The 18191-nt window shown below is 66.4% G+C and carries 24 protein-coding genes and 1 tRNA gene; 7 read left to right on the forward strand and 18 right to left on the reverse strand.

Translation table 11 applies throughout. The features are described 5' to 3' along the window. Positions 1-8 precede the first annotated feature (8 nt). The 3 genes from QFZ41_RS07785 to QFZ41_RS07795 are packed head-to-tail and all read right to left on the reverse strand — an operon-like array spanning position 9 to position 1861. Positions 9-743: an HvfC/BufC family peptide modification chaperone gene (locus tag QFZ41_RS07785; RefSeq protein WP_429198232.1), complete on the reverse strand. Its 735-nt coding sequence runs from the start codon at positions 741-743 to the stop codon at positions 9-11. Continuing rightward, positions 740-1576: an MNIO family bufferin maturase gene (gene bufB / locus QFZ41_RS07790; protein ID WP_429198233.1), complete on the reverse strand. Its 837-nt coding sequence runs from the start codon at positions 1574-1576 to the stop codon at positions 740-742. Before bufB ends, QFZ41_RS07785 begins: the two co-directional genes overlap by 4 nt. A gap of 6 nt (positions 1577-1582) precedes the next feature. Continuing rightward, complete coding sequence (locus QFZ41_RS07795; protein WP_429198234.1) at positions 1583-1861, reverse strand: BufA1 family periplasmic bufferin-type metallophore; 279 nt, start codon at positions 1859-1861, stop codon at positions 1583-1585. Between the two features lie 257 nt (positions 1862-2118). Here QFZ41_RS07795 and QFZ41_RS07800 point away from each other — a divergent pair, with 257 nt between their 5' ends. The 3 genes from QFZ41_RS07800 (at position 2119) to QFZ41_RS07810 (ending at position 4451) form a co-directional block, all read left to right on the forward strand. Continuing rightward, positions 2119-2703, forward strand: a complete 585-nt coding sequence (locus QFZ41_RS07800; RefSeq protein WP_429198235.1) for a sigma-70 family RNA polymerase sigma factor — start codon at positions 2119-2121, stop codon at positions 2701-2703. Next, the gene (locus QFZ41_RS07805; RefSeq protein WP_429198236.1) at positions 2700-3341 is read left to right on the forward strand and encodes an NrsF family protein; all 642 of its coding nucleotides are present in this window, start codon (positions 2700-2702) and stop codon (positions 3339-3341) included. Before QFZ41_RS07800 ends, QFZ41_RS07805 begins: the two co-directional genes overlap by 4 nt. A 162-nt stretch (positions 3342-3503) precedes the next feature. Beyond that, positions 3504-4451, forward strand: a complete 948-nt coding sequence (locus QFZ41_RS07810) for an MASE1 domain-containing protein (protein WP_429198237.1) — start codon at positions 3504-3506, stop codon at positions 4449-4451. A 50-nt stretch (positions 4452-4501) separates the two neighbouring features. Here the strand turns inward: QFZ41_RS07810 and QFZ41_RS07815 are convergent, their stop codons facing one another. The 10 genes from QFZ41_RS07815 to QFZ41_RS07860 all read right to left on the reverse strand — a co-directional run bounded on the left by QFZ41_RS07815 (position 4502) and on the right by QFZ41_RS07860 (position 8971). Then, positions 4502-4954: a hypothetical protein gene (locus QFZ41_RS07815; RefSeq protein ID WP_429198238.1), complete on the reverse strand. Its 453-nt coding sequence runs from the start codon at positions 4952-4954 to the stop codon at positions 4502-4504. Positions 4955-5149: 195 nt separating this feature from the next. Then, on the reverse strand, positions 5150-5446 hold the full coding sequence (locus tag QFZ41_RS07820; RefSeq protein WP_429198239.1) for a hypothetical protein: 297 nt from the start codon (positions 5444-5446) through the stop codon (positions 5150-5152). Beyond that, positions 5443-5640 (reverse strand): hypothetical protein, encoded by a 198-nt coding sequence (locus tag QFZ41_RS07825; RefSeq protein WP_429198240.1) that lies wholly within the window; start codon positions 5638-5640, stop codon positions 5443-5445. The genes QFZ41_RS07820 and QFZ41_RS07825 overlap by 4 nt, the downstream gene beginning before the upstream one ends. Before the next feature lie 139 nt (positions 5641-5779). Further along, entirely contained in the window at positions 5780-6190 is a 411-nt protein-coding gene (locus QFZ41_RS07830; protein WP_429198241.1) for a hypothetical protein, read from the reverse strand. A gap of 13 nt (positions 6191-6203) precedes the next feature. Beyond that, complete coding sequence (locus QFZ41_RS07835) at positions 6204-6368, reverse strand: hypothetical protein (protein WP_429198242.1); 165 nt, start codon at positions 6366-6368, stop codon at positions 6204-6206. Further along, positions 6365-6814: a hypothetical protein gene (locus QFZ41_RS07840; RefSeq protein ID WP_429198243.1), complete on the reverse strand. Its 450-nt coding sequence runs from the start codon at positions 6812-6814 to the stop codon at positions 6365-6367. The genes QFZ41_RS07835 and QFZ41_RS07840 overlap by 4 nt, the downstream gene beginning before the upstream one ends. A 9-nt stretch (positions 6815-6823) precedes the next feature. Continuing rightward, a complete protein-coding gene (locus tag QFZ41_RS07845) occupies positions 6824-7084 on the reverse strand; it encodes a hypothetical protein (protein ID WP_429198244.1) in 261 nt (86 codons plus the stop codon). Positions 7085-7156: 72 nt separating this feature from the next. After that, positions 7157-7801: a DUF2589 domain-containing protein gene (locus QFZ41_RS07850; protein WP_429198245.1), complete on the reverse strand. Its 645-nt coding sequence runs from the start codon at positions 7799-7801 to the stop codon at positions 7157-7159. A 72-nt stretch (positions 7802-7873) separates the two neighbouring features. Continuing rightward, the gene (locus tag QFZ41_RS07855; RefSeq protein ID WP_429198246.1) at positions 7874-8407 is read right to left on the reverse strand and encodes a DUF2589 domain-containing protein; all 534 of its coding nucleotides are present in this window, start codon (positions 8405-8407) and stop codon (positions 7874-7876) included. 3 nt (positions 8408-8410) lie between these two features. Continuing rightward, complete coding sequence (locus tag QFZ41_RS07860) at positions 8411-8971, reverse strand: glycoside hydrolase family 108 protein (RefSeq protein ID WP_429198247.1); 561 nt, start codon at positions 8969-8971, stop codon at positions 8411-8413. A 213-nt stretch (positions 8972-9184) separates the two neighbouring features. Here QFZ41_RS07860 and QFZ41_RS07865 point away from each other — a divergent pair, with 213 nt between their 5' ends. After that, positions 9185-11056, forward strand: a complete 1872-nt coding sequence (locus tag QFZ41_RS07865) for a hypothetical protein (protein WP_429198248.1) — start codon at positions 9185-9187, stop codon at positions 11054-11056. A gap of 34 nt (positions 11057-11090) precedes the next feature. On the opposite strand, the gene QFZ41_RS07870 is transcribed toward QFZ41_RS07865, so the two are convergent. Continuing rightward, on the reverse strand, positions 11091-11744 hold the full coding sequence (locus QFZ41_RS07870; RefSeq protein ID WP_429198249.1) for a LuxR C-terminal-related transcriptional regulator: 654 nt from the start codon (positions 11742-11744) through the stop codon (positions 11091-11093). Positions 11745-11964: 220 nt separating this feature from the next. Here QFZ41_RS07870 and QFZ41_RS07875 point away from each other — a divergent pair, with 220 nt between their 5' ends. Next, positions 11965-15243: a winged helix-turn-helix domain-containing protein gene (locus tag QFZ41_RS07875; protein ID WP_429198250.1), complete on the forward strand. Its 3279-nt coding sequence runs from the start codon at positions 11965-11967 to the stop codon at positions 15241-15243. A gap of 11 nt (positions 15244-15254) precedes the next feature. After that, positions 15255-15629: a hypothetical protein gene (locus QFZ41_RS07880; protein ID WP_429198251.1), complete on the forward strand. Its 375-nt coding sequence runs from the start codon at positions 15255-15257 to the stop codon at positions 15627-15629. A gap of 53 nt (positions 15630-15682) precedes the next feature. Here QFZ41_RS07880 and QFZ41_RS07885 read toward each other — a convergent pair whose 3' ends face one another. The 4 genes from QFZ41_RS07885 to rplM all read right to left on the reverse strand — a co-directional run bounded on the left by QFZ41_RS07885 (position 15683) and on the right by rplM (position 17281). Further along, entirely contained in the window at positions 15683-16171 is a 489-nt protein-coding gene (locus QFZ41_RS07885) for a hypothetical protein (protein WP_429198252.1), read from the reverse strand. Between the two features lie 148 nt (positions 16172-16319). Continuing rightward, positions 16320-16393 (reverse strand) — tRNA-Gln (locus QFZ41_RS07890). Positions 16394-16450: 57 nt separating this feature from the next. Beyond that, positions 16451-16843, reverse strand: coding sequence for a 30S ribosomal protein S9 (gene rpsI, locus QFZ41_RS07895; protein WP_429198253.1), 393 nt, complete (start codon positions 16841-16843; stop codon positions 16451-16453). A 9-nt stretch (positions 16844-16852) separates the two neighbouring features. After that, the gene (rplM, locus tag QFZ41_RS07900; RefSeq protein WP_306851138.1) at positions 16853-17281 is read right to left on the reverse strand and encodes a 50S ribosomal protein L13; all 429 of its coding nucleotides are present in this window, start codon (positions 17279-17281) and stop codon (positions 16853-16855) included. Positions 17282-17548: 267 nt separating this feature from the next. Here rplM and coq7 point away from each other — a divergent pair, with 267 nt between their 5' ends. Further along, positions 17549-18190, forward strand: coding sequence for a 2-polyprenyl-3-methyl-6-methoxy-1,4-benzoquinone monooxygenase (gene coq7, locus QFZ41_RS07905; RefSeq protein WP_429198254.1), 642 nt, complete (start codon positions 17549-17551; stop codon positions 18188-18190). The last annotated feature ends 1 nt before the right edge of the window (position 18191 follow it).

The raw sequence follows: 18191 nt of genomic DNA on the forward strand, positions 1-18191 counted from the left end.
CAAGTCCTTCAGGGATGGGCGAAAGCGCCGGACCGCAACAGTCCGGAAACGGTGAGTTCGATGGAAGCATCGGGATGTGCCGTGGCGACCGTGGCGGCGGCCTCGCCCATCGTCGCGCCACGACGGCAGGCTTCGAGCAAGGTCAGTTCGGCACGTGACGCGGGAAGCATGCTGACCTCGCCGGCCACGCGCACGGCGATCGAGCATTCCGGTTGCCACGCCAGCTCGCCACCGACAGCGACGCCATTCCGGCTCGGTCGCCAGATCGAGAGCGCGGGGAAAGGTGACGCAAGCCATCGCGTCGCCGGATGGATGTGCAGACGGGTGGCCGCCAGCACGGACGGTGCCACTCCGACGAGACGATCCGTGTCCAGCGGCTCCGCGTCGGCGGCGTCGCGACTTTCGTTGTAAAGCCGATCGAGGCGAGCCACGTCCGCCAGGTAAGGCAAGCCCGCCGCCGGCTCGAAGGCCTCGAGGAACGCCGGAAAGTCGTCTCCATAACGAGCGAGCCGTGGATCTTCCGGCAACGATTCCCTGGCATGGATACCCGCCGCGGCACGAAACCAGTCGCGTCCGACCAGGCAAAGCACGGCGGGGAAGTTCGCTTCCAGCGCATCGAGGCAGGCGCGCATGACGGTATTGCGATACACGGCGAAAGCGGCGTGGCCCGCGGGGGCGAACGACGACATCTCGTCGTGCAACGCGGCCACGAAGGCGTCATGGAAATCGGCGAGCGCGTTCATGCGGCCATTCCCTTTGTTTCGAGAAGGTCCCCCGCCCTCGCGCATTCCTGGAGCAAGACATCGAACGAAGGCAGGTTGCCGTCACGCTCGATCAAGGTGGGGCGCGGGCCGCCTCGCGAAAGCACGTGGCGATACAGTCCCCAGACGGCCTCGTCCACGGGAGCGTCATGGGAATCGACCAGCAGGGTCGCCGGAAAATCCTCATCCACGCCGTGCCCGGCGAGATGTATCTCGGTCACGGCGTGCAACGGGAAGGCATCCAGGTACGCCAGTGCATCGACGCCGGTGTTGTGTGCGCTGACATGCACGTTGTTGACGTCGAGCAGCAGCCCACACCCCGTGCGGCGCACCAGTTCGGACAGGAAGTCGGTTTCGCTCCAGTCGTGGCCGTCGAGCACGAGGTAATGGGCGGGATTCTCGATCGAGATGCGGCAGCCCAACGCGTCCTGGCTACGCAGGACGTTCGCGGCGACACGTGCCAGTGCCTCCTGCGTACGGGGGAAAGGCAAGAGATCGGGCAGGTATTGTCCTCCCCACGCCGACCAGGCCAGATGTTCGGAAACCAGCGCGGGCTTCACGCGGTCGACCAGGCGACGCAACCGGTGCAAATGGCCGGCGTCGGGCGGTGCCGCCGCCGCGAGTGACAAGGACACGCCGTGCAGCGACAGCGGGTGGCACTCCGCCAATGCTTCGAGCATGGCCGGGCGCGGCCCGCCGTCGGCCATGTAGTTTTCCGGATGTACTTCGAACCACAGACCCGGCGAGGCGCAGTGAAGCGCCTCCTCCATGTGAGCGGGCTTGAAGCCCATGCCGGCGGCGAGCGGCGGCGGCATGCGAGATCAGCCCACCTTGGTCAGCGAGCCCATGCCGTTCGGCGTCTTGATCGACGTGCACGTGCCGGCGGGGACATTCTTCCAGGCGTTCTTCTGGTAATCGGCCTTCGCCGTGCCGGCGCAGGTCGTACCCGGGCCAGCGGCGCAGTCGTTCTGTCCGGCCTTGGCCACACCCCAGCATTTCTCGACGGCGGGCTTTTTGGCGTCCTGGTTTTCTCCGGCATGGGCGACGCCGGCGACGAGGGCGGCGAGGGTGAGGGCGAGCGAGGCGGCGTGACGGTTCATACGGTGCTCCTTCGAGAACGGACACGATGTCCGGGTCGAGGGGAAGTTCGCGACCGGCACCCTAACGGTTACAACGAAACTTCCCGCGAAGCTGTAACCAAACCGCGCCGCGCAGCGAACAACCCGGCATGCACACCCGCGCGTCGCCATGGCCCCTCGCCTTCCCGGCACCCTACCGGCGCCGGTTCCCCTCCCGTCGAGGCTCTTGCGATGCCCCAACCAACGCGGCTAAATCCCTGTCGATGGAAAGCCGGGAGATGACCGCCCGCTCCGAGGAAGGACAAGACGCGAGCGGCCTGCCGACAGCCGAGGCGGAACTGCGCGCTTCTTTCGTGGCCGGACTCGCCGGGGACGCGGCGCGCTACCGCCAGTTCCTCGATGGCCTGTCGGGTCATCTCCGGGCCTACCTGCGGCGCCGCCTGCCTCGTGCCCGTGCGGACGTGGAGGACATCCTCCAGGAGACCCTTCTCGCCGTGCACAATGCGCGGCACACGTATCGCACGGAGCAGCCATTGACCGCCTGGGTCCACGCGATCGCCCGGTACAAGCTCATGGACTTCTTCCGGGCTCATTCGCGTCGCGAAGCCCTGCACGAGCCGTTCGACGACGACGGAGGCCTGTTCACCGCCTCCGATGTCGAACCGGCCGACGCACGGCGGGATGTCGGCGTGCTGCTCGAGGCCCTGCCGGATCGCCACCGCCTGCCCATCGTGCTCGTGAAGCTGCAAGGCCTCTCGGTCGCCGAAGCGGCGGAACGGTGCGGCATGTCCGAATCGGCGGTGAAGGTGGGAGTCCACCGTGGCCTGAAGGCGTTGGCCGCGCGCATCCGGAGCCGCTCATGAAAACCGACGACCTCGTCGCCCTGCTGGCCAGCCGGGCCCCCGCCGTCGACCGCCGGGGACCCGCGCGGCGCTTCGCGTTGGCCTGGATCGCCGGACTGGGTGGCGCCTTGCTGCTGATGATCCTCCTGCTGGGTGTCCGTCCGGACATCGGCGAGGCGGTCCGCGTGCCGACGTTCTGGTTCCGGCTGGCCTACGCGAGCGCCATCGCCGCGGCGGCGCTGTGGGTCACCTCGCGACTGGCCCGGCCCGGTGTCCGCGTGGGCGGCGCCTGGGCGGTGCTCGCCGTCCCGGTGGCGCTCGGCTGGGCGGCGATGGCGTGGGTCCTCGCCCGTGCCGCCCCCGGCACCCACCTGCCCCTGATCCTTGGCCACACCTGGCGGGTATGCCCTGTCCTGATCGCCCTGCTGGCCATGCCGGCCTTCGTCGCCATGCTCTGGGCGGTGCGCGGCATGGCCCCGGTACGTCCGCGCCTGGCGGGGGCGGCCGTCGGCCTGCTGGCAGGGGCGACAGGAACGGTGGCCTATTGCCTGCATTGCCCCGAGATGGCACCACCGTTCTGGTCCACCTGGTACCTGCTCGGCATGCTCATTCCCGCCGCCCTGGGCGCCCTGGCCGGGCCACGGGTCCTGCGCTGGTAAGGCCCAATCGGGGCCCTTAATCGGCAAATCCTCGGAAACGGGCTTCAATCGATGGCGGCCCGGCCGCTATAGCCTCAAACTAGCCGTAAGCGGTCAGTGGATGAAGTGCCTCGTCATCGGCTGGCCAGACCCGGTCCGGACGAGTGAGGCGAGGGGCATAACGTGGGCGGAACGAACAAGGATCCGTTTGTCTGGGGGCGATATGTAGCCGTCGCGGGTGCCTATGCGGCGTGCTACGAGCTGACCCGGTATTTTTCGTTTTCGCATTGGATGTTGCCCGCGGGCCTTCGCCTGGCTTGCCTGCTGCTGGTCCCTCGTCGCTTCTGGCCAGCGCTCGCCATCGGCGAGGCTCTGCCCATCGCCGAGATGGCGGTATTGCACGCGTCGGCCTTCGGCGTTTACTTCGCCATCGTCGCGTCGATCCCGCCCATTCTGTTCTGCATGCCCGCCATTGCCTGGCTGCTTGCGCGCACGACACTCCTGCGCGCCGACGGACAGATAAACATGGGCATGATCATGGGAGCGGCATTGGTCTGCGCGACCGCCACGGCCGCGAGCAATTCGGCTGCGCTCGCATCGGTGGTCATGGGCGACGGCTCGGTGACGCCTCCCGTGACGACATCGCTTTTCCTCGCCTGGATACTGGGTGCCTATCTCGGTGCGCTCACGCTCACGCCGACGATCATGGCGCTACGCGAACGCCTGACACGGCAACCGGGTAGCGTGGTCACGTGGCGCGCCGTGTGGCATAGCCCCCTCACCCGCGACGCGCTGTTTTTCGTCGTGCCAGCATTGGCACTGTTGATGGGCCTCGCCTCCCAACTGAGCGACGGCCCTCTCCAGTACGCGCGTGTCGCAATGGCCATTCCCGTGCTCGGAATGACCTGGCGGCATGGATGGCACGGCACCGCGATCGGCGGGATGCTCGCGAGCATCGCGATGGCATCGACCGCGTTCGAGCTTCAGGATCCATCGATGATCCAGGCGCAGGCGATATTGTCCTTCGTCATTTCCACATCGCTGTTGCTGGGTGTGAAAGTCGCGCGCCGTATCGCGGCGACGCTCGTGTCGCGGGCGCGCGAAGCATCGGTCAGCCCCCACCATCGATAAGGGAAGGGCCGCAGCAGCGGCCCCTCCCCCGCTCTCGAACACGGCCGCTTTCACGGACCGCGGCTGGCGCATTCCGGCGGTGTCTTGCAGTCGCTACCGACCATCATCATCTGCATCGTACCGTCCGACTGGGGCGCCACGAACAGCTTCACCGCGCCGTCGTCGTAGACGGTCTCACCCGTCGTGCTCGCCGGCACCGGCAGCGGTTCGTCCGGCGTCGCCAGGCGCGTGGCATCCACACCGATGGGCAGGCCGACCAGCGCGTATGCCGTGCGTGCGAAGGCGCCGCGCACCGTTCCGTTGGCATCGTTGACCTGGATGTAATGAGTGGCACCACGCTGGAACACGTACACGTGATAGTTCGGGCTGGTGCTGACGTCCGTGGCGTTCGGCCAGGACTGGCCTAGCCCCGAGAGCGAGGTCTGCGCGTGGACCGCGCCCGTGCCGAGCGCGACGGAGAGAGTGATGAGCGAAGCAAGCAACGAACGGGCATGGATGCGCATGGTCGTGGTCCTCGTGGCTGGTAGGCAAGTCTGAGCCTGGAATGGCGCAGATCCTGCGACTCGGCCATGGCGAATCCATGGCCGATCAGTCCACTTTCCCCCATCGTCCGGGGCACCATTGGGGCGCCTGCCGAATTCGCGCATACGTCGATCCCTTCCTGAACGTACCGCGCCGCGATCCGTTCAGGACCGGCCTCAGGCCGACTCCGCGCCTTTTCTCCTCCTGCGTGAAAGCCACGTCCAACGGAACATCAACGCCGCGGCGCCCACGTTGACGATGGCTTCGCCCGGCCAGATGACACCGTAGGTGAAGCCGCCGTAGTGACCCAGGGCGGCGATCATGCCGAGCGAGTTGACACTGCCACCGCAGGCCACCAGCGCGCAGTTGATCCGCACCGCGCGAGACATCGTTCGCTCGGTGAGCAACCAGAATCCACACAGGGACATGATGGCGCTGCAGCAGAGGTTGACGATCATCAGGTCGAGGTTCATTTGCCGTCTCCCCCCGCGATGCGATCGATGACCCGGTTGGCCAGCGATTCGCCACGGTTGTCGATCAATCGTTGTGCGATCACGGCCAGCTTCAGGCCGAAGCAGCCGACAAGGAACGACACCCCGGCCTGAATCTCCGCCGGCGAGTCGGGCATGAACCGCCGCTCGAGCGCGGGGGCCAGGAAGATGGCCATCAACGCGCCGCACACGACCTGGACCAGGGCGCGTCGCCGCGACTCTTCATTGCTGAGCGCCACGGGAAGGATCGCCCCGCCGACGGCGGCGAGAAGTAACCAGAAGGCGGGTGAGCAAGACAGGATCCATGACGTTCTCCTAGGGCGACGTGGCGGGACCGGAGAGATCGCCGGTCCATGTCGTGGCGTTCTTCATCGCGATCGAGAGGGTGACCTGCTTCGTCCCGGGCGTCGCGACGAGGTCGCCTGGATAAAGGCGGGTGCAGAAGTCGCCGCCGTTGGTCGATGGCTTGAAGCGATAGCGTGTCGAGACGCCATCCTTGGCGAGAAGGTTGGCGACGATCCGGCAGTTGTAGGGCTCGTCGAAGTGGAGGCTCACGCTCGTGGCATCGAACTGCGCGTCGACCGCCACCACGCTCTTCGTATTCGATGTCAGGCTGCCCCGCCATGTGCCGCTCGTGGGAATGGATTGTTGTGCCGACGCCGCCGCGCAGAGCGCGACGAGCATGGCGCTGGCCAGAACGGAAAAAAAACGCTTTGAACGATTCATGCGAAACCTCCAGTCAAGGGTGGAAGAAAACGACGGCCGCGATGGCCGCCGAGACGACGGCGAACGCCGCGATGGCTGCGGTGACCCAACGGCGGCGGCGATCGACGACCGGTACGACGACGGCCAGCAGAGCCGGCTCCCACTGCGCGGGAACGTGCAAGCGGGTCAGGTGCTTCACGATGGGTTCCCCGCCACGCACATGCCTGGCAGGTCGATGGATTTTCCATCGATCTCGACGAACGGCCGCCACGCGTCGATCGACCGATAGGAGATACGAACGTGGTGCACGACAGCCCGTGAGAACCAACGGAACCGGGGCTTTCCCATCTCGATGACGAGTCGTGGCTTCGACGCGTTCCGCTCGCGCCGGAGGACGAACCGGCCCTCGAATTCGATGGACATGACGGCGATGTGCGGCCGGCGGTGATCGCGAAAGAGCCGCAACGGGATGATCACCGGCTCCAGGGCCGCGTCGGTCTCGGGGGAGGCCGGAACCCAGGCATGCAACGCATGCGTATCGTCATCGCGCCGCAACGCCTGGCGACGCGCATGGATCGATTCATCGGCGGCGCATACGGCATCGCGCAAGCCATAAAGCAACGTGTCGAAGTCACAAGAAGCCATGTCGGTCTCCTAGGCCTCCTGTAGCCAGCCAGGCTTGCGTGGGAAACCCACGTGATAGCAAAGCCACTGCAGCACCACCTGGTGCTCGCCGATCTGCAGGATGGTGAAGCTCTTTTCGATGCCGAGGATGGAACCTCGCGGTGAATCGGTGAGACAACGGTTCAACAGCGCACGCGCGTCCTCGACCTGCGCTTCCGAGCGCATCTGGTTCGGGTTGTCGCTGCCGACGACCACGCGCTTGATGAACTTCACATCGGTGAGATCGAACATCGGTGGGACTCCGGAAAATCGCGGCGCCGACCAGGGCGCCGCGAAGGGGTGACGCACGCGAAAGAGGCGTGCTTACTTCGGCGGCGGGGTGCTCGCATCGGGGACGGCCACCGCCGGGCCGATCTTGCGCGGGGCGCAAGCGGTCTGCAGGATGTCCATCACGCGGGCCAGGCCTTCGGGCATGCCCTTGTCCTCGGCGTGCACGGCGACGTGGTACTTCGCCGAGTTGTCCGACGTACGCGTGTTTTCCTTGTGCGTCGCGACGGAACCGGCCACGTGGACCTTGGCCGAGAAGATGCCCCAACCGATCGACATGTCGGCCGCGAACTCGGCCTTCTTGTCCTCGGATTCCTTCTGGCTGAAGGACGACTTCACTTCCATGTCGAAGGTGATGTCGACGTTGGTGATGCTCAGGTTGGGCACCTTCACGATCGCCAGCAACGGCACTTCGAGTTCGACCTCCTCCTCGAAGATGCCGGTACCCGCCGGGTTGTCGACCGGTCGCTTGAACTTGAACGACGCCGTGCGGGTGGCGCCGACGCCCGTGGGATCGTTGGCGGCGGCGGGCGGCAGGAAACCGATGACCTTGATGAAGTCAGCGGTGGCCTGGGCGAGCTTGACCTGTGCTTCGCAAGCCGCGCTCAGCGGGGCCCCGATGAGGTCCCCCATCGGCAGGCCCTTGAACTGGCTGGACATGTTGACGAGTTCGTCAGCCATGGCGTTACTCCTTTACGGTTGGCATGACGCGGCACGCCGGATGCGCGCCACGGTTCGCTACGGACGACCGCTTCAGTCGCCGGGCTTGAACGTCTGGAAGACCCCCTGGGTCTGCGCGAGATGATTCATCAGTCGAGCCGCGCCGTCGGTCGGCTCGCTCCCTTCCACGCGCAGGACCACGTGCACGGCACCGGCCTTGCGATCGCTCGCCCCCACGGCCGTATCCACGCGCACATAGGGCTTGGGCGGCCTCTGCCTCACCCGCCAACCCCGCGTTTCGGCCGGGGCCTCGGGCGTGTCCGGCGGTGGCGCCGCGTCCTGGATCAGGCTGCCCAGATCCGCGTCGAAACGGATCTCCACGTCCTTGATGCGAAGGACATTGGTCGACACCAGCGGAAGGATGGGCGCGCGGTACAGGTCTTCGTCGCCCTCTCCCGCTCCCGGCTGCAACGAAGGCATGCGGATGACCACGCTCTTCGGGCGGTTGTCTTCGTCGAAGTAGTCGCTCAGGTGCGACATCTGGTGTTGCTCGATGCGGTCCTGGGCGTCGATGACCGCGCCGGCCAGCGCTTCGATCAGGTCGTTGAGGGATGTCTGCGTGGCCATGCGTCACACACTCCCCGCCGTCGGCGGTGTCAGGTCGGGAAAGGAAGCGACGCGATTCAGCCAGCCCTTGAGGAACTTGCCGAGCGCGGGACGTTTCTGCACGAGCGCACGGTAGTAATCCGCCCGGCCCTGCTTGAAGCGCGCGTACACCGCATAGGCGTCGGATGCGTCGAGGGCGGCGAGCGTGCCGGCACCGATCGCGCCGTCCACGATCAGTGGCGGCTTGGTGCCCAGGTCATTGAGTACGCGCTGCAGGAGCTTCGCGGACTGCGAACCGGCGTTCACCTGGAAATCGAAGACGATCTCGGCCAGCGGTTGCAGGGCGATGCGATCGCCTCGGATCGCGTCCCAGTACAGCGCTTTGTAGATCACTCCCGCCTGCTGGTCGGTGAGCGCACGCAGGGCGTCCAGCGAGGGCGCGATGCCAAGAAGGCGCTGCGCGCACTGGCTGAAAGTGGCGATGGTGATGCCCTTGTTCGTGGCGCCGCCGGGATCGGCCGGATCGTTGACATAGCCCCCCTCGTGCTTGAGCAGGGTGGGCAGGAAGCGGTTGAAATCGGCCATCGGCGTGCTCTCCGTTTCGACGCGGCAATGGCGTCGGCGGGAAACACTATCGGTGCGGCGCGGCGCGCCCGGCATCGGCAAAACACTGATTCCGCGCCTTCCAAAAGACTGAAACCGCGGTCCCGGAAAAAATCAGTTTTCGCCTGATGCCACCCTGGTTGCCGTGTCGTCAGGCTGTCGTGCCGGCACGAGCCGGTGCCAACGAGACACGCCATGAGCGATAAATTGATCGACGTCTACATGGGCTTCATGGACGAGGAAGTGAACACCGTCCTGAATGGATTGCTTGAAGCGGAACTGAAAAAAGGGGCCGGCAAGCGGCGGCCCGTCGTGCTGATCGAGCGCGGCCTGGTCGATCCGCGAGGCCCTCTGCTGGAGTGGCCGCTGGAACGTTATGCGGCACCCATACGGCACGTGGCGCACGCGGACGCCGGGCACGTGGACCATGGCGCGGAGCCGGACGCGCGCATCGAAAGCGTCCTCGCCCGCGCCATCTCGGTGTTCCTCGCCAGCGACGAGGAAGCGGAGGCGAAGTTGCGTGAGGCGAATCGCCGTGTCATCCGCATGATCGACGTGCATGAACTGCAGTCGCTGCGCAGTAAGGCGAAATTGAAGGTGCCGCTCGACGGCCCGGGACCGCAGTTCTCGGTGGTGCGCTTCGACCTGGGCGAAGCGGCGTCCGGAGAACCACCCATCGTCGTGTTCCGCGCGCCCGAGATGGGTTTGCAGCCGAGCCTCATGGCGCCCTACATCATCTTCCTCCTGAAGATGATCTCAGCGCTTTCGAGCGAGCTGGCGCATCGCGCTGGCGACACATACGAGTGGCCGCTGCGCGTGAGTTGCTTCGGCGCACAGGGCGGCGCGTCCGCGAGCGGCCGGCCGGGTTCGCTCTCTCCCATCTGCGCCAGTCTCTATGTCGGACTCGAGTACACCGGGGGCGAAGCGTCGCCCTCGATCGCCTTGTGCTCGCAGGGTGGTGTCTACCATTTCGCGCCAAAGGCGGGAACCGGCCTGCCACCCATGCCTGGCGACGACACCCTCGCCCAGTGGTTCGTCGATCATCACGCGCACCTCGTGATCGACGAAGTCGACGTTGACGAGCGTTACCGGCGCAAGGAAGAGGTGGGCCTGACGCGCGGCGTCGCTCTGGACAGCGCCATCGCCGAACTCGTGGGACGGTATGCAAGGGATACGGTCAAGCCGGAAGTCAGCGGCACCTCGTCGTGGTTCATCGGCGAGGACCAGAAGCGCGCTTTCGCGGCGGTGGGCGTCACCGGCTGCAATATGGAGGACTACTGGGTCTTGCGAGCCTTGCGCGACATCGTGCTCCACCGCGGAGTCGTCGAACCGGGCGAACGTGGCATGGAGCCCGTCCTGGCCAAGGGATTCGTCACGCGCGTCAACGCCGATCCGCTGGTGATCGAGCCGGCCGTCGTCGAGGCCTTCCAGCGCGATCTGCGGCAAAAGCGGCTGACGCGCGCGGACTACGTCGATCTCCTGCGTTGGGGCCTGCTCGGGCTGCCACTGGAAGGCGATGGCGAGCGCGGCATGCCTCCGGTGGCGGTGTGGCGTTTCGTTTCCGACGAGGTATTCGACGAACCGGGACGCAAGACCTTCGCGAGGCACCTCTACGGCTTCCTCGTTCACGGCCGCGACGACGTCGTGGTGCCCGATCCGTTCTTCATCGAGCTCGCGACCGACTTGCTCAAGGATTGCGCCCGGCTGCCCGCCAGCAAATCGGATGTCTTCCTCGAGGCGCCCGCGCACGAGCGCCTCGAGGAGATAGGCGAGGCCGCGCGCCAGGCCCTCCAGGCCTGGCGTGACGCAGGCCAGGTGCCCGTCGGAGCCGTGACCGCGGCCCTGCGGCGCTTCGTCGATACGCTGGCCGACCGCGCGGGGTTCGGCCTGGACGCCGACGAGATGAAGATATGGCTGCGCCCGGGCAAGTGGAAAGGCATCCGCCGTGGCACGCTGCAAGACGCGCGCGGCGAAGTGTTCAGCCATGCCGCCGTCGACCGCGCCTTCTACAAGGCGTCGAACCTGGTCGCGTTGCGGGAGAACACCCGGCACGCCTTGCGTAAGTGACATCGAGGGCCGCCGCCTGCGAAGGCGGCGGCTCTCAAGGGTCGAGCGTGGTCAGTCCCTCGCGAATGGCATAGCGGGTCAATTGCGCGATGCCGTGAAGACCGAGCTTCGCCATGATGTGCTCGCGATGCGTGCCGACCGTCTTCACGCTCACGTGCAACCGCTCGGCGATCTCCCGTGTGGCGTAGCCTTCAGCGAACAACTGGGTGATCTCGCGCTCGCGAGCGCTCAGCACCACCGGCTCGCCGACCGCCGGGCCTCCGCGCCCCCTGCCGTTTCCCACCAGCAGATGCGCGATGTCGGGGCTTACGAAGTAACGAGAGCGAAGCACGGTCTCGATCGCCTCGTGAAGAACGTGAAAACCACCCCGCTTCAGCACGTAGCCGTGGGCGCCCGCATCGAAGGCGGCGCGTACCCAGCGTGAATCCTCATAGGCCGACAGGCAAAGCATGCGCGTTTCCGGACATCGGGGCGCGATCCGGCGCGCCGCCTCGAGACCGCTCAGGCCATGCATGGCGCAGTCGAAGATCAGCAGGCCGGGGGGATCTCGCAAGACGAGGCGCACGCATTCACGCCCGTCACCGACGCTGCCGACGATGTCGAGGCGCGGGTCGCCGGCGAGCAACGCAGCCACGCCTTCGCGAAACAGCGCCTGCTCATCGGCCAGCACGATCGTGACGCGCGTCACAGTGAGGGTCCGTGGTGACGGGGGGAGGCGTGTGACAGAATGCGGCCGGCGTGGCGACCGTGTTGCGGAAGACCATGCATGGGGGAATCCGGATGGAAGGTGCGCGAACCCTCGTGGTTGGCGCACGCATGCGTCCTTCCGGAAACCTTACGGTTGGTATACCCCTGTCGAAGCAGGGACTTGCCGTTGCCGCCGCATCCGCCGGCGGCGGGAAGGGGACATGCAGCGCACGGGAGACCCCGTCTTTTTCAGCTTCGGCGACTGGACCGTGCGGCCTGCGCAGCGCTCGATCGAACGCCCCGGCGAACGCCTGGTGCTCGAACCCAAGTTGATCGACGTGCTGACCTACCTGGCCGGAACGGACGGGAACGTCGTCAGCGCCGAGCAGCTCCTCACCGACTGCTGGCGCGGCACGTTCTATGGCGACAACCCCGTGCACAAGACCATCGCCTTGTTACGCAAGGCATTGCGCGACGACGCGCGGAACCCGCGCTATATCGCGACGGTGCGCAAGAGGGGCTATCAGGTCGTCGCACCCGTGCTGTTCGCCGACGGGCGCGGTCCCGGAGGCGCGGCACGAACGTGGCACGGCGGCTCTCCCTATCGCGGCCTGCTGGCATTCGGCCGCGACGATACCGACGTGTTCTTCGGCCGCACGCGCGCGACGTCGGATGTGCTCGCGGCCATGCGGCGGCAGCATCGCGCCGGCTGCGCCTTCATGCTCGTGACGGGACCCAGCGGCTGTGGCAAGTCATCGTTGATCCAGGCGGGCATCATCCCCGCCCTGCTGAACCAGGGCGGTTACGACGGCCTCCGGGCGCTCGCCTGCTGCGCCATGACGAGCCGGACGCCAGGCCTGACACCGCTGGAAGGCCTGGCGTTGGCCATGACGCGCTGCGAGATTCGCGGCCGTCCGCTGTTCGTGGACGCGGAGCGTCGCGCCCTGGTCCATGCGCTGGCGAACGACACGGATTTCGTCATCCGGCGCATCGCGTTCTGCCTGTCCGAGGGACGGCCATCGGGCGGCGACGTGCTCCTGCTCGTCGTGGATGCGCTCGAGGGCCTGGTCACCGGCTCTTCCGCACCGGACGACGCGGCCCTCTTCGTCTCCGCCCTCACTCGGCTCGCGCACAGCGGGACGGTCGCCGTGATCGCGCTTTGCCGCAACGACTTTTATCCGCGGTTGATGGCGCTGCCGGAGCTTCTCGCGCTCAAGCGCGACGGGGCCTCCTACGACCTCGCCGCGCCAGGGCCGGGCGAGGTGGCACAGATGATCCGCCTGCCAGCGCTTGCCGCCGGTCTGCATTTCGAGCGTGACGGTGCCACCGAGAGGCAACTGGACGATGTACTGATCGAGGCCGCGTGCCGTCGCGTGGGCAGCCTGCCGCTGCTTCAGTACACGCTGCAGGCGCTTTACGAGGCGCGCGATGCGAAAGGCACGCTGACCTTCGCCGCCTACCGCCAGCTCGGCGGCATGGAAGGCGCCCTGGGCCAGCGGGCTGAACAGGTACTCGATGGACTGGGCGCGAGTGCCGCCCTGGCGTTTCCGCGCATCCTGCACAGGCTCGTGGTCCTCGCCACCGATGGCGACGAAGTGACCGCTCGCGTCGTTCGTTGGCGGGACCTCGACGACGGCGAGCGGGTCCTGCTGCGCGATCTGGTCGACGCACGGTTGCTGGTCAGTCTGCTGGAGGACGACGAAGCCTGTTTTACCGTGGCCCATGAGGCGCTGCTGAGGCATTGGCCCCGCGTGGGAGCATGGATCGATGCGCACCGTTCCATGCTCCGTTCCCGCTCGCGCATCGCCACGATGTGCATGCGCTGGTTCGACGAAGACCGCCGCCGCGAACACCTGCTTCCGCGCGGACAGCTTCTCGCGGATGCCCGCATCCTCTATCGCTCTTCGCAGCCGCCCCTCAGCGAACGGCAACGCGAATTCGTGCGCCGGTCGCTTCGGCAAGCGCGTCTTCGCACGGGGACCTTCGTGGCCATGGCCGCGGCCATCGTCATGCTGGCAGGCGTCTCTTCTCTGGCCGCGGTGGATGCACGGCGAGCGGAAACGCACGCCGAAGCGCGGCGCGCGGATGCGGAAGGCTTGCTCGACTTCATGCTCGGCGATATGTACGAACGCCTGGATGCCCTGGGCCGCCTCGACCTGCTCGATGACGTGACGCGCAGGGCGATGCTCGTGCTCGGTCACGATTGGCAGGCGGACGTTCCCGAGGCGGTGCTCCGGCAGGCGCGCGCGTTGCGCCAGGTCGGCGAGATTCGATACGCCCGCGGTGACGTCGACGCGGCCGCGCAGGCTTTTCTCGCGGCGAACGCCAGCCTGCGCCACCTGTTCACCGCCGTCCCCGACATCGCCGCGGCCTACGCCGAGCGAGGCAAGATCGATTTCTGGCGCGCACAGGTCGCCGCCAGTCGAGGCCGTGCCGACGAGGCGCGACTGGCATGGCTGGCCTACCTCGAGGATGCGACCCGGCGCGCCGCTCTCGAACCGGACGATCCCGACGCCTGGCTTGAACTGTCCTATGCGAACAACTGCCTCGGTTCCGCCGCGCTTCGGCGAGACCGGTTGGAGGAGGCCATCGCGTATTTCGACACGTCGGCCCGGTTCAAGCACCGGGTGCTGGGCATGCGCCCGGCGGACCGCTCGACGTGGCTCGAACTCGCGGACACGATGAGCTGGATGGCGATGGCCGAGCAGCAACGGGGCGACCTGCTGACGGCGCTTCGCATGCTGGAGATGGAACGGCAGGCGGTGCTTGCAGCGCGCGAGGACGGTCCACCCACGAATCGCTGGCTATACCGCCATGCGCTCGCGGAACTTCACGTGGCGAGGGCACAGGCCGACCTCGGCCGCGTGGCGGACGCCGCCTCCGGTTATGCATCGTCCGCGGCGACGTTCGTCGCGCTCGTGCGGGACGTGCCCGACAATCGCAGTTGGCAACGCGATCTCGCCTGGACGAGAACCCAGCAAGGCTGGCTCGCGCTCGCCATGGACGATACGTCCCAAGCCGGACATTGGCTCGGCGAGGGGGAACGTCTATTGCGGGGCCTGCTCGCGATCGACGGCAAGGTCGTCGACTGGCGCAACCTGCTCGCACTCAACCGTACCTACCAGAGCACCGCGTTGTTGCGCGGCGGCGCGACGCGCCAGGCACTGCGCACCGCCGTGGATGCATCGGACCTTCTCAAGCCTGCGCCGGGGGCCAGGCCCAACTCCTCGACGCGTTTGCTGGCCGCCTCGGCGAGCATTGCCGAAGGCGAGGCCGCCGGGGCGCTCGGGCGCCGTGACGAGGCGGCCACGCACTGGCGCCGTGCCGTCGACGAGTTGCAGGAGCAGGCCGCGCGAAGCAGCGATCCCCGCCTGCTCGATCCTTATGTCCGTGCGCTTCTGCTACTGGGTCGCAGCAGCGAAGCGGCCATCTATCTGGAGCGCTTGCGCCATGCGGAATACCGCGCGCCGGCGTTCGAGTCGTTCGTCCATTCACTTTAGGAGAAGCACGCGTGCCAAGCCCCAACGCCATCATCGACGTATCGCTGACCATCACCGACGCCCCGCCAGGACAAGGCCAGACCAGCGATCGCAAGTACGACTACACGTTCAATCCCGACCGCGTGCATGTGACGGAAGGAAATACCGAGATCGTCTACCGCCTCGAAGGCAAGCATCATGATCGCTTCGAGATGTCCGATATCTTCACGACCGACGCACGCAGCCAGTTCAGTGGTGTCGAAGTCATCGAGGGGGGCAATGCGATCCGGGTGTTGCATGCCAATACGGTGAAGCAGCTCACCGTGGTGCTGGTCGTCGTAAAGGACCGCGAGAAGCAGCAGAGCATCGGCCTCGATCCGCAGGTCACGAACGACCCGACGCCCTGACGATCCGAGGATCCCCTGCTCAGGCAGGGGATCTTGCGTGAGCGCTCAAAGCATCACGCGTAGGTGCCATTCCACGGCGTCCAGCCCCAGCCGCCGTGTTCGGCGAACGCGGCCTTCAGGTCGGCGTTCTTCTGCCCGGTGTTGCAAAGGAAATAGCGTTTCGTGCTGCCGCCGCCACCGGCCCCCTCGTCGCGGTGCGAGAAGATGCGAAGCGGCACGTTGGCATAACCGCACGCGGCGACCAGGACGGGAACACGGAATAGGCATCCATCGAACTCGCCATCGCACGGCATGAGTGTGCAATCGATCTCGATGCGCTGGACGCCAGCGACCTTGGCAATCCGCCTCGGGTCCCAGTAAAGCTGGTCCGGGTGGTTCGCCGGGCCCTTGCCCGACCCTTCGATCACATCGCGCAGCCGTGTCGCGTTACCGCCGGCGGTGATCGCATGCGCGACGTACTGGATGCTGCCATTGTTCTCCCACAGATCGCCGACGAGGGCGTAGATCGTGGCCTGCTTGGGACGCGGAAGATCGGGAAGCATGGGGCGTACCTCGTTGTCGGGTGGTGTGCTGGCAAGGTAGCCAGTGGCTCACGTGCCCGACATCGGGTAAATGCTGATTTTGTGTGGTGAGTCGACGATGTGACGAACAAAGAAAAAGGGCCTCGATTTCTCGAGGCCCTTTTCTGTTTGGCTGGGAGACTAGGATTCGAACCTAGATAAACGGAGTCAGAGTCCGTTGTCCTACCGTTAGACGATCTCCCAATAAACCGGGATTCGACGCGCTCTGACCTTGATGCGTCGAATTTTGAAGCGCGTGTATTAGCGCTTCGAGAACTGCGTGGCGCGGCGGGCCTTGTGGAGACCGACCTTCTTACGCTCGACTTCGCGGGCGTCGCGGGTCATGAAACCAGCCTTGCGCAGCGGCGACTTCAGCGTTTCGTCGTATTCGACGAGGGCGCGGGCGATGCCGAGGCGGATGGCGCCGGCCTGACCCGTGATGCCGCCACCGGCGACCGTCACCATGATGTCGAACTTCTCGACGTTGTCGGTCAGTTCGAGCGGCTGGCGCACGATCATGCGCGAGGTCTCACGACCGAAGAACTGCTCGATCGGCTTGCCGTTGACGACGATGCCACCGGTGCCCTTGCGGAGGAACACGCGGGCGGCGGAGGTCTTGCGGCGGCCGGTACCGTAATTCTGCTGGATAGCCATGTCGATTCCTTAGATTTCCAGCGCCTGCGGCTGCTGTGCGGTATGCGGGTGCTCGGCGCCGCCGTACACCTTGAGCTTGCGGTACATGGCGCGACCCAGCGGGTTCTTCGGCAGCATGCCCTTGACGGCGATCTCGATCACGCGCTCCGGGTGCGTGGCCAGCAGATCCTTGAGACTGGTGGTCTTCAGGTTGCCGACGTAGCCGGTGAAGCGGTGGTACATCTTGTCGTCCAGCTTGGCACCGGTCACGGCCACCTTCTCGGCGTTGATCACGACGATGTAGTCGCCGGTATCGACGTGCGGGGTGAACTCGGGCTTGTGCTTGCCGCGGAGGCGACGCGCAACCTCGGTCGACAGGCGACCCAGGGTCTTGTTCGTGGCATCAACCACGAACCAATCGCGCTTGACGCTTTCCGGCTTGGCGGTGAACGTTTTCATTTCAAATACCTGGTTTGCCGCCTGGACAGACGGAACACGGAATCGGTGAAAGCAAAGGCGCGAGAGAATAGCGGACTTTTCCCTCATCGCGCAAGCCCACGTTGCACGTGAGCTTTGGGCCGACAATCATAACATGATGACCGGGCCGCTTCACAAGCCTGCCCGGTCAATGGGAAGGCGTCCGCGACAAGCGGCCGCAGCGCCTTCACCTGGCATCGGGCTGTGGGCATTGTAACGTGTGTCATCCCCGTACGTCAGGAGCCTTCCATGTCCGTTCGATCTCTGAACCGCCTCGACCGCCTGCTTTCGGGCCTCGAGCGCGCCATGGAGGCCGTCGCCGGCTCACCGGAACCCGTGCGCCGTTCACCGGGCGACGCGGTCCCTGACGCCCCCATGGACGAGGCGGAGCGGCGTCATGCTGCCGGCCTGATGCGGATCAACCACGTGGGTGAAGTCTGCGCCCAGGCCCTCTATGTCGGCCAGGCGGCGCTCGCGCGGACCGAAGAGACGCGGGGGCACCTGATGCACGCCGCGCAGGAGGAAACCGACCACCTGGCCTGGTGCGCCGAGCGCCTCAAGCAACTCGACAGCCGCCCCAGCCTGCTCAACCCGCTGTGGTACGCCGGCAGCTACGCCATCGGCGTGGCCGCGGCCGCCGTCGGCGACCCCATCAGCCTGGGCTTCGTCGTCGAGACCGAGCGCCAGGTGGAAGCCCATCTTGCCGAGCACCTGGAACGGCTGCCCACGCAGGACGAGCGGTCCCGCGCGATCCTCCGCCAGATGCAGGCCGACGAGATCCGCCATGCCGATGCCGCACAGGCCCGTGGCGGTGTCGACCTGCCCTGGCCCCTGCCGCGCCTCATGCATGCCGCCTCCACGGTCATGAAAACGGTCGCCTATCGCCTCTGAG

Origin of the sequence: Luteibacter sp. W1I16 (assembly GCF_050434905.1) — a bacterium.
GTDB lineage: Bacteria > Pseudomonadota > Gammaproteobacteria > Xanthomonadales > Rhodanobacteraceae > Luteibacter.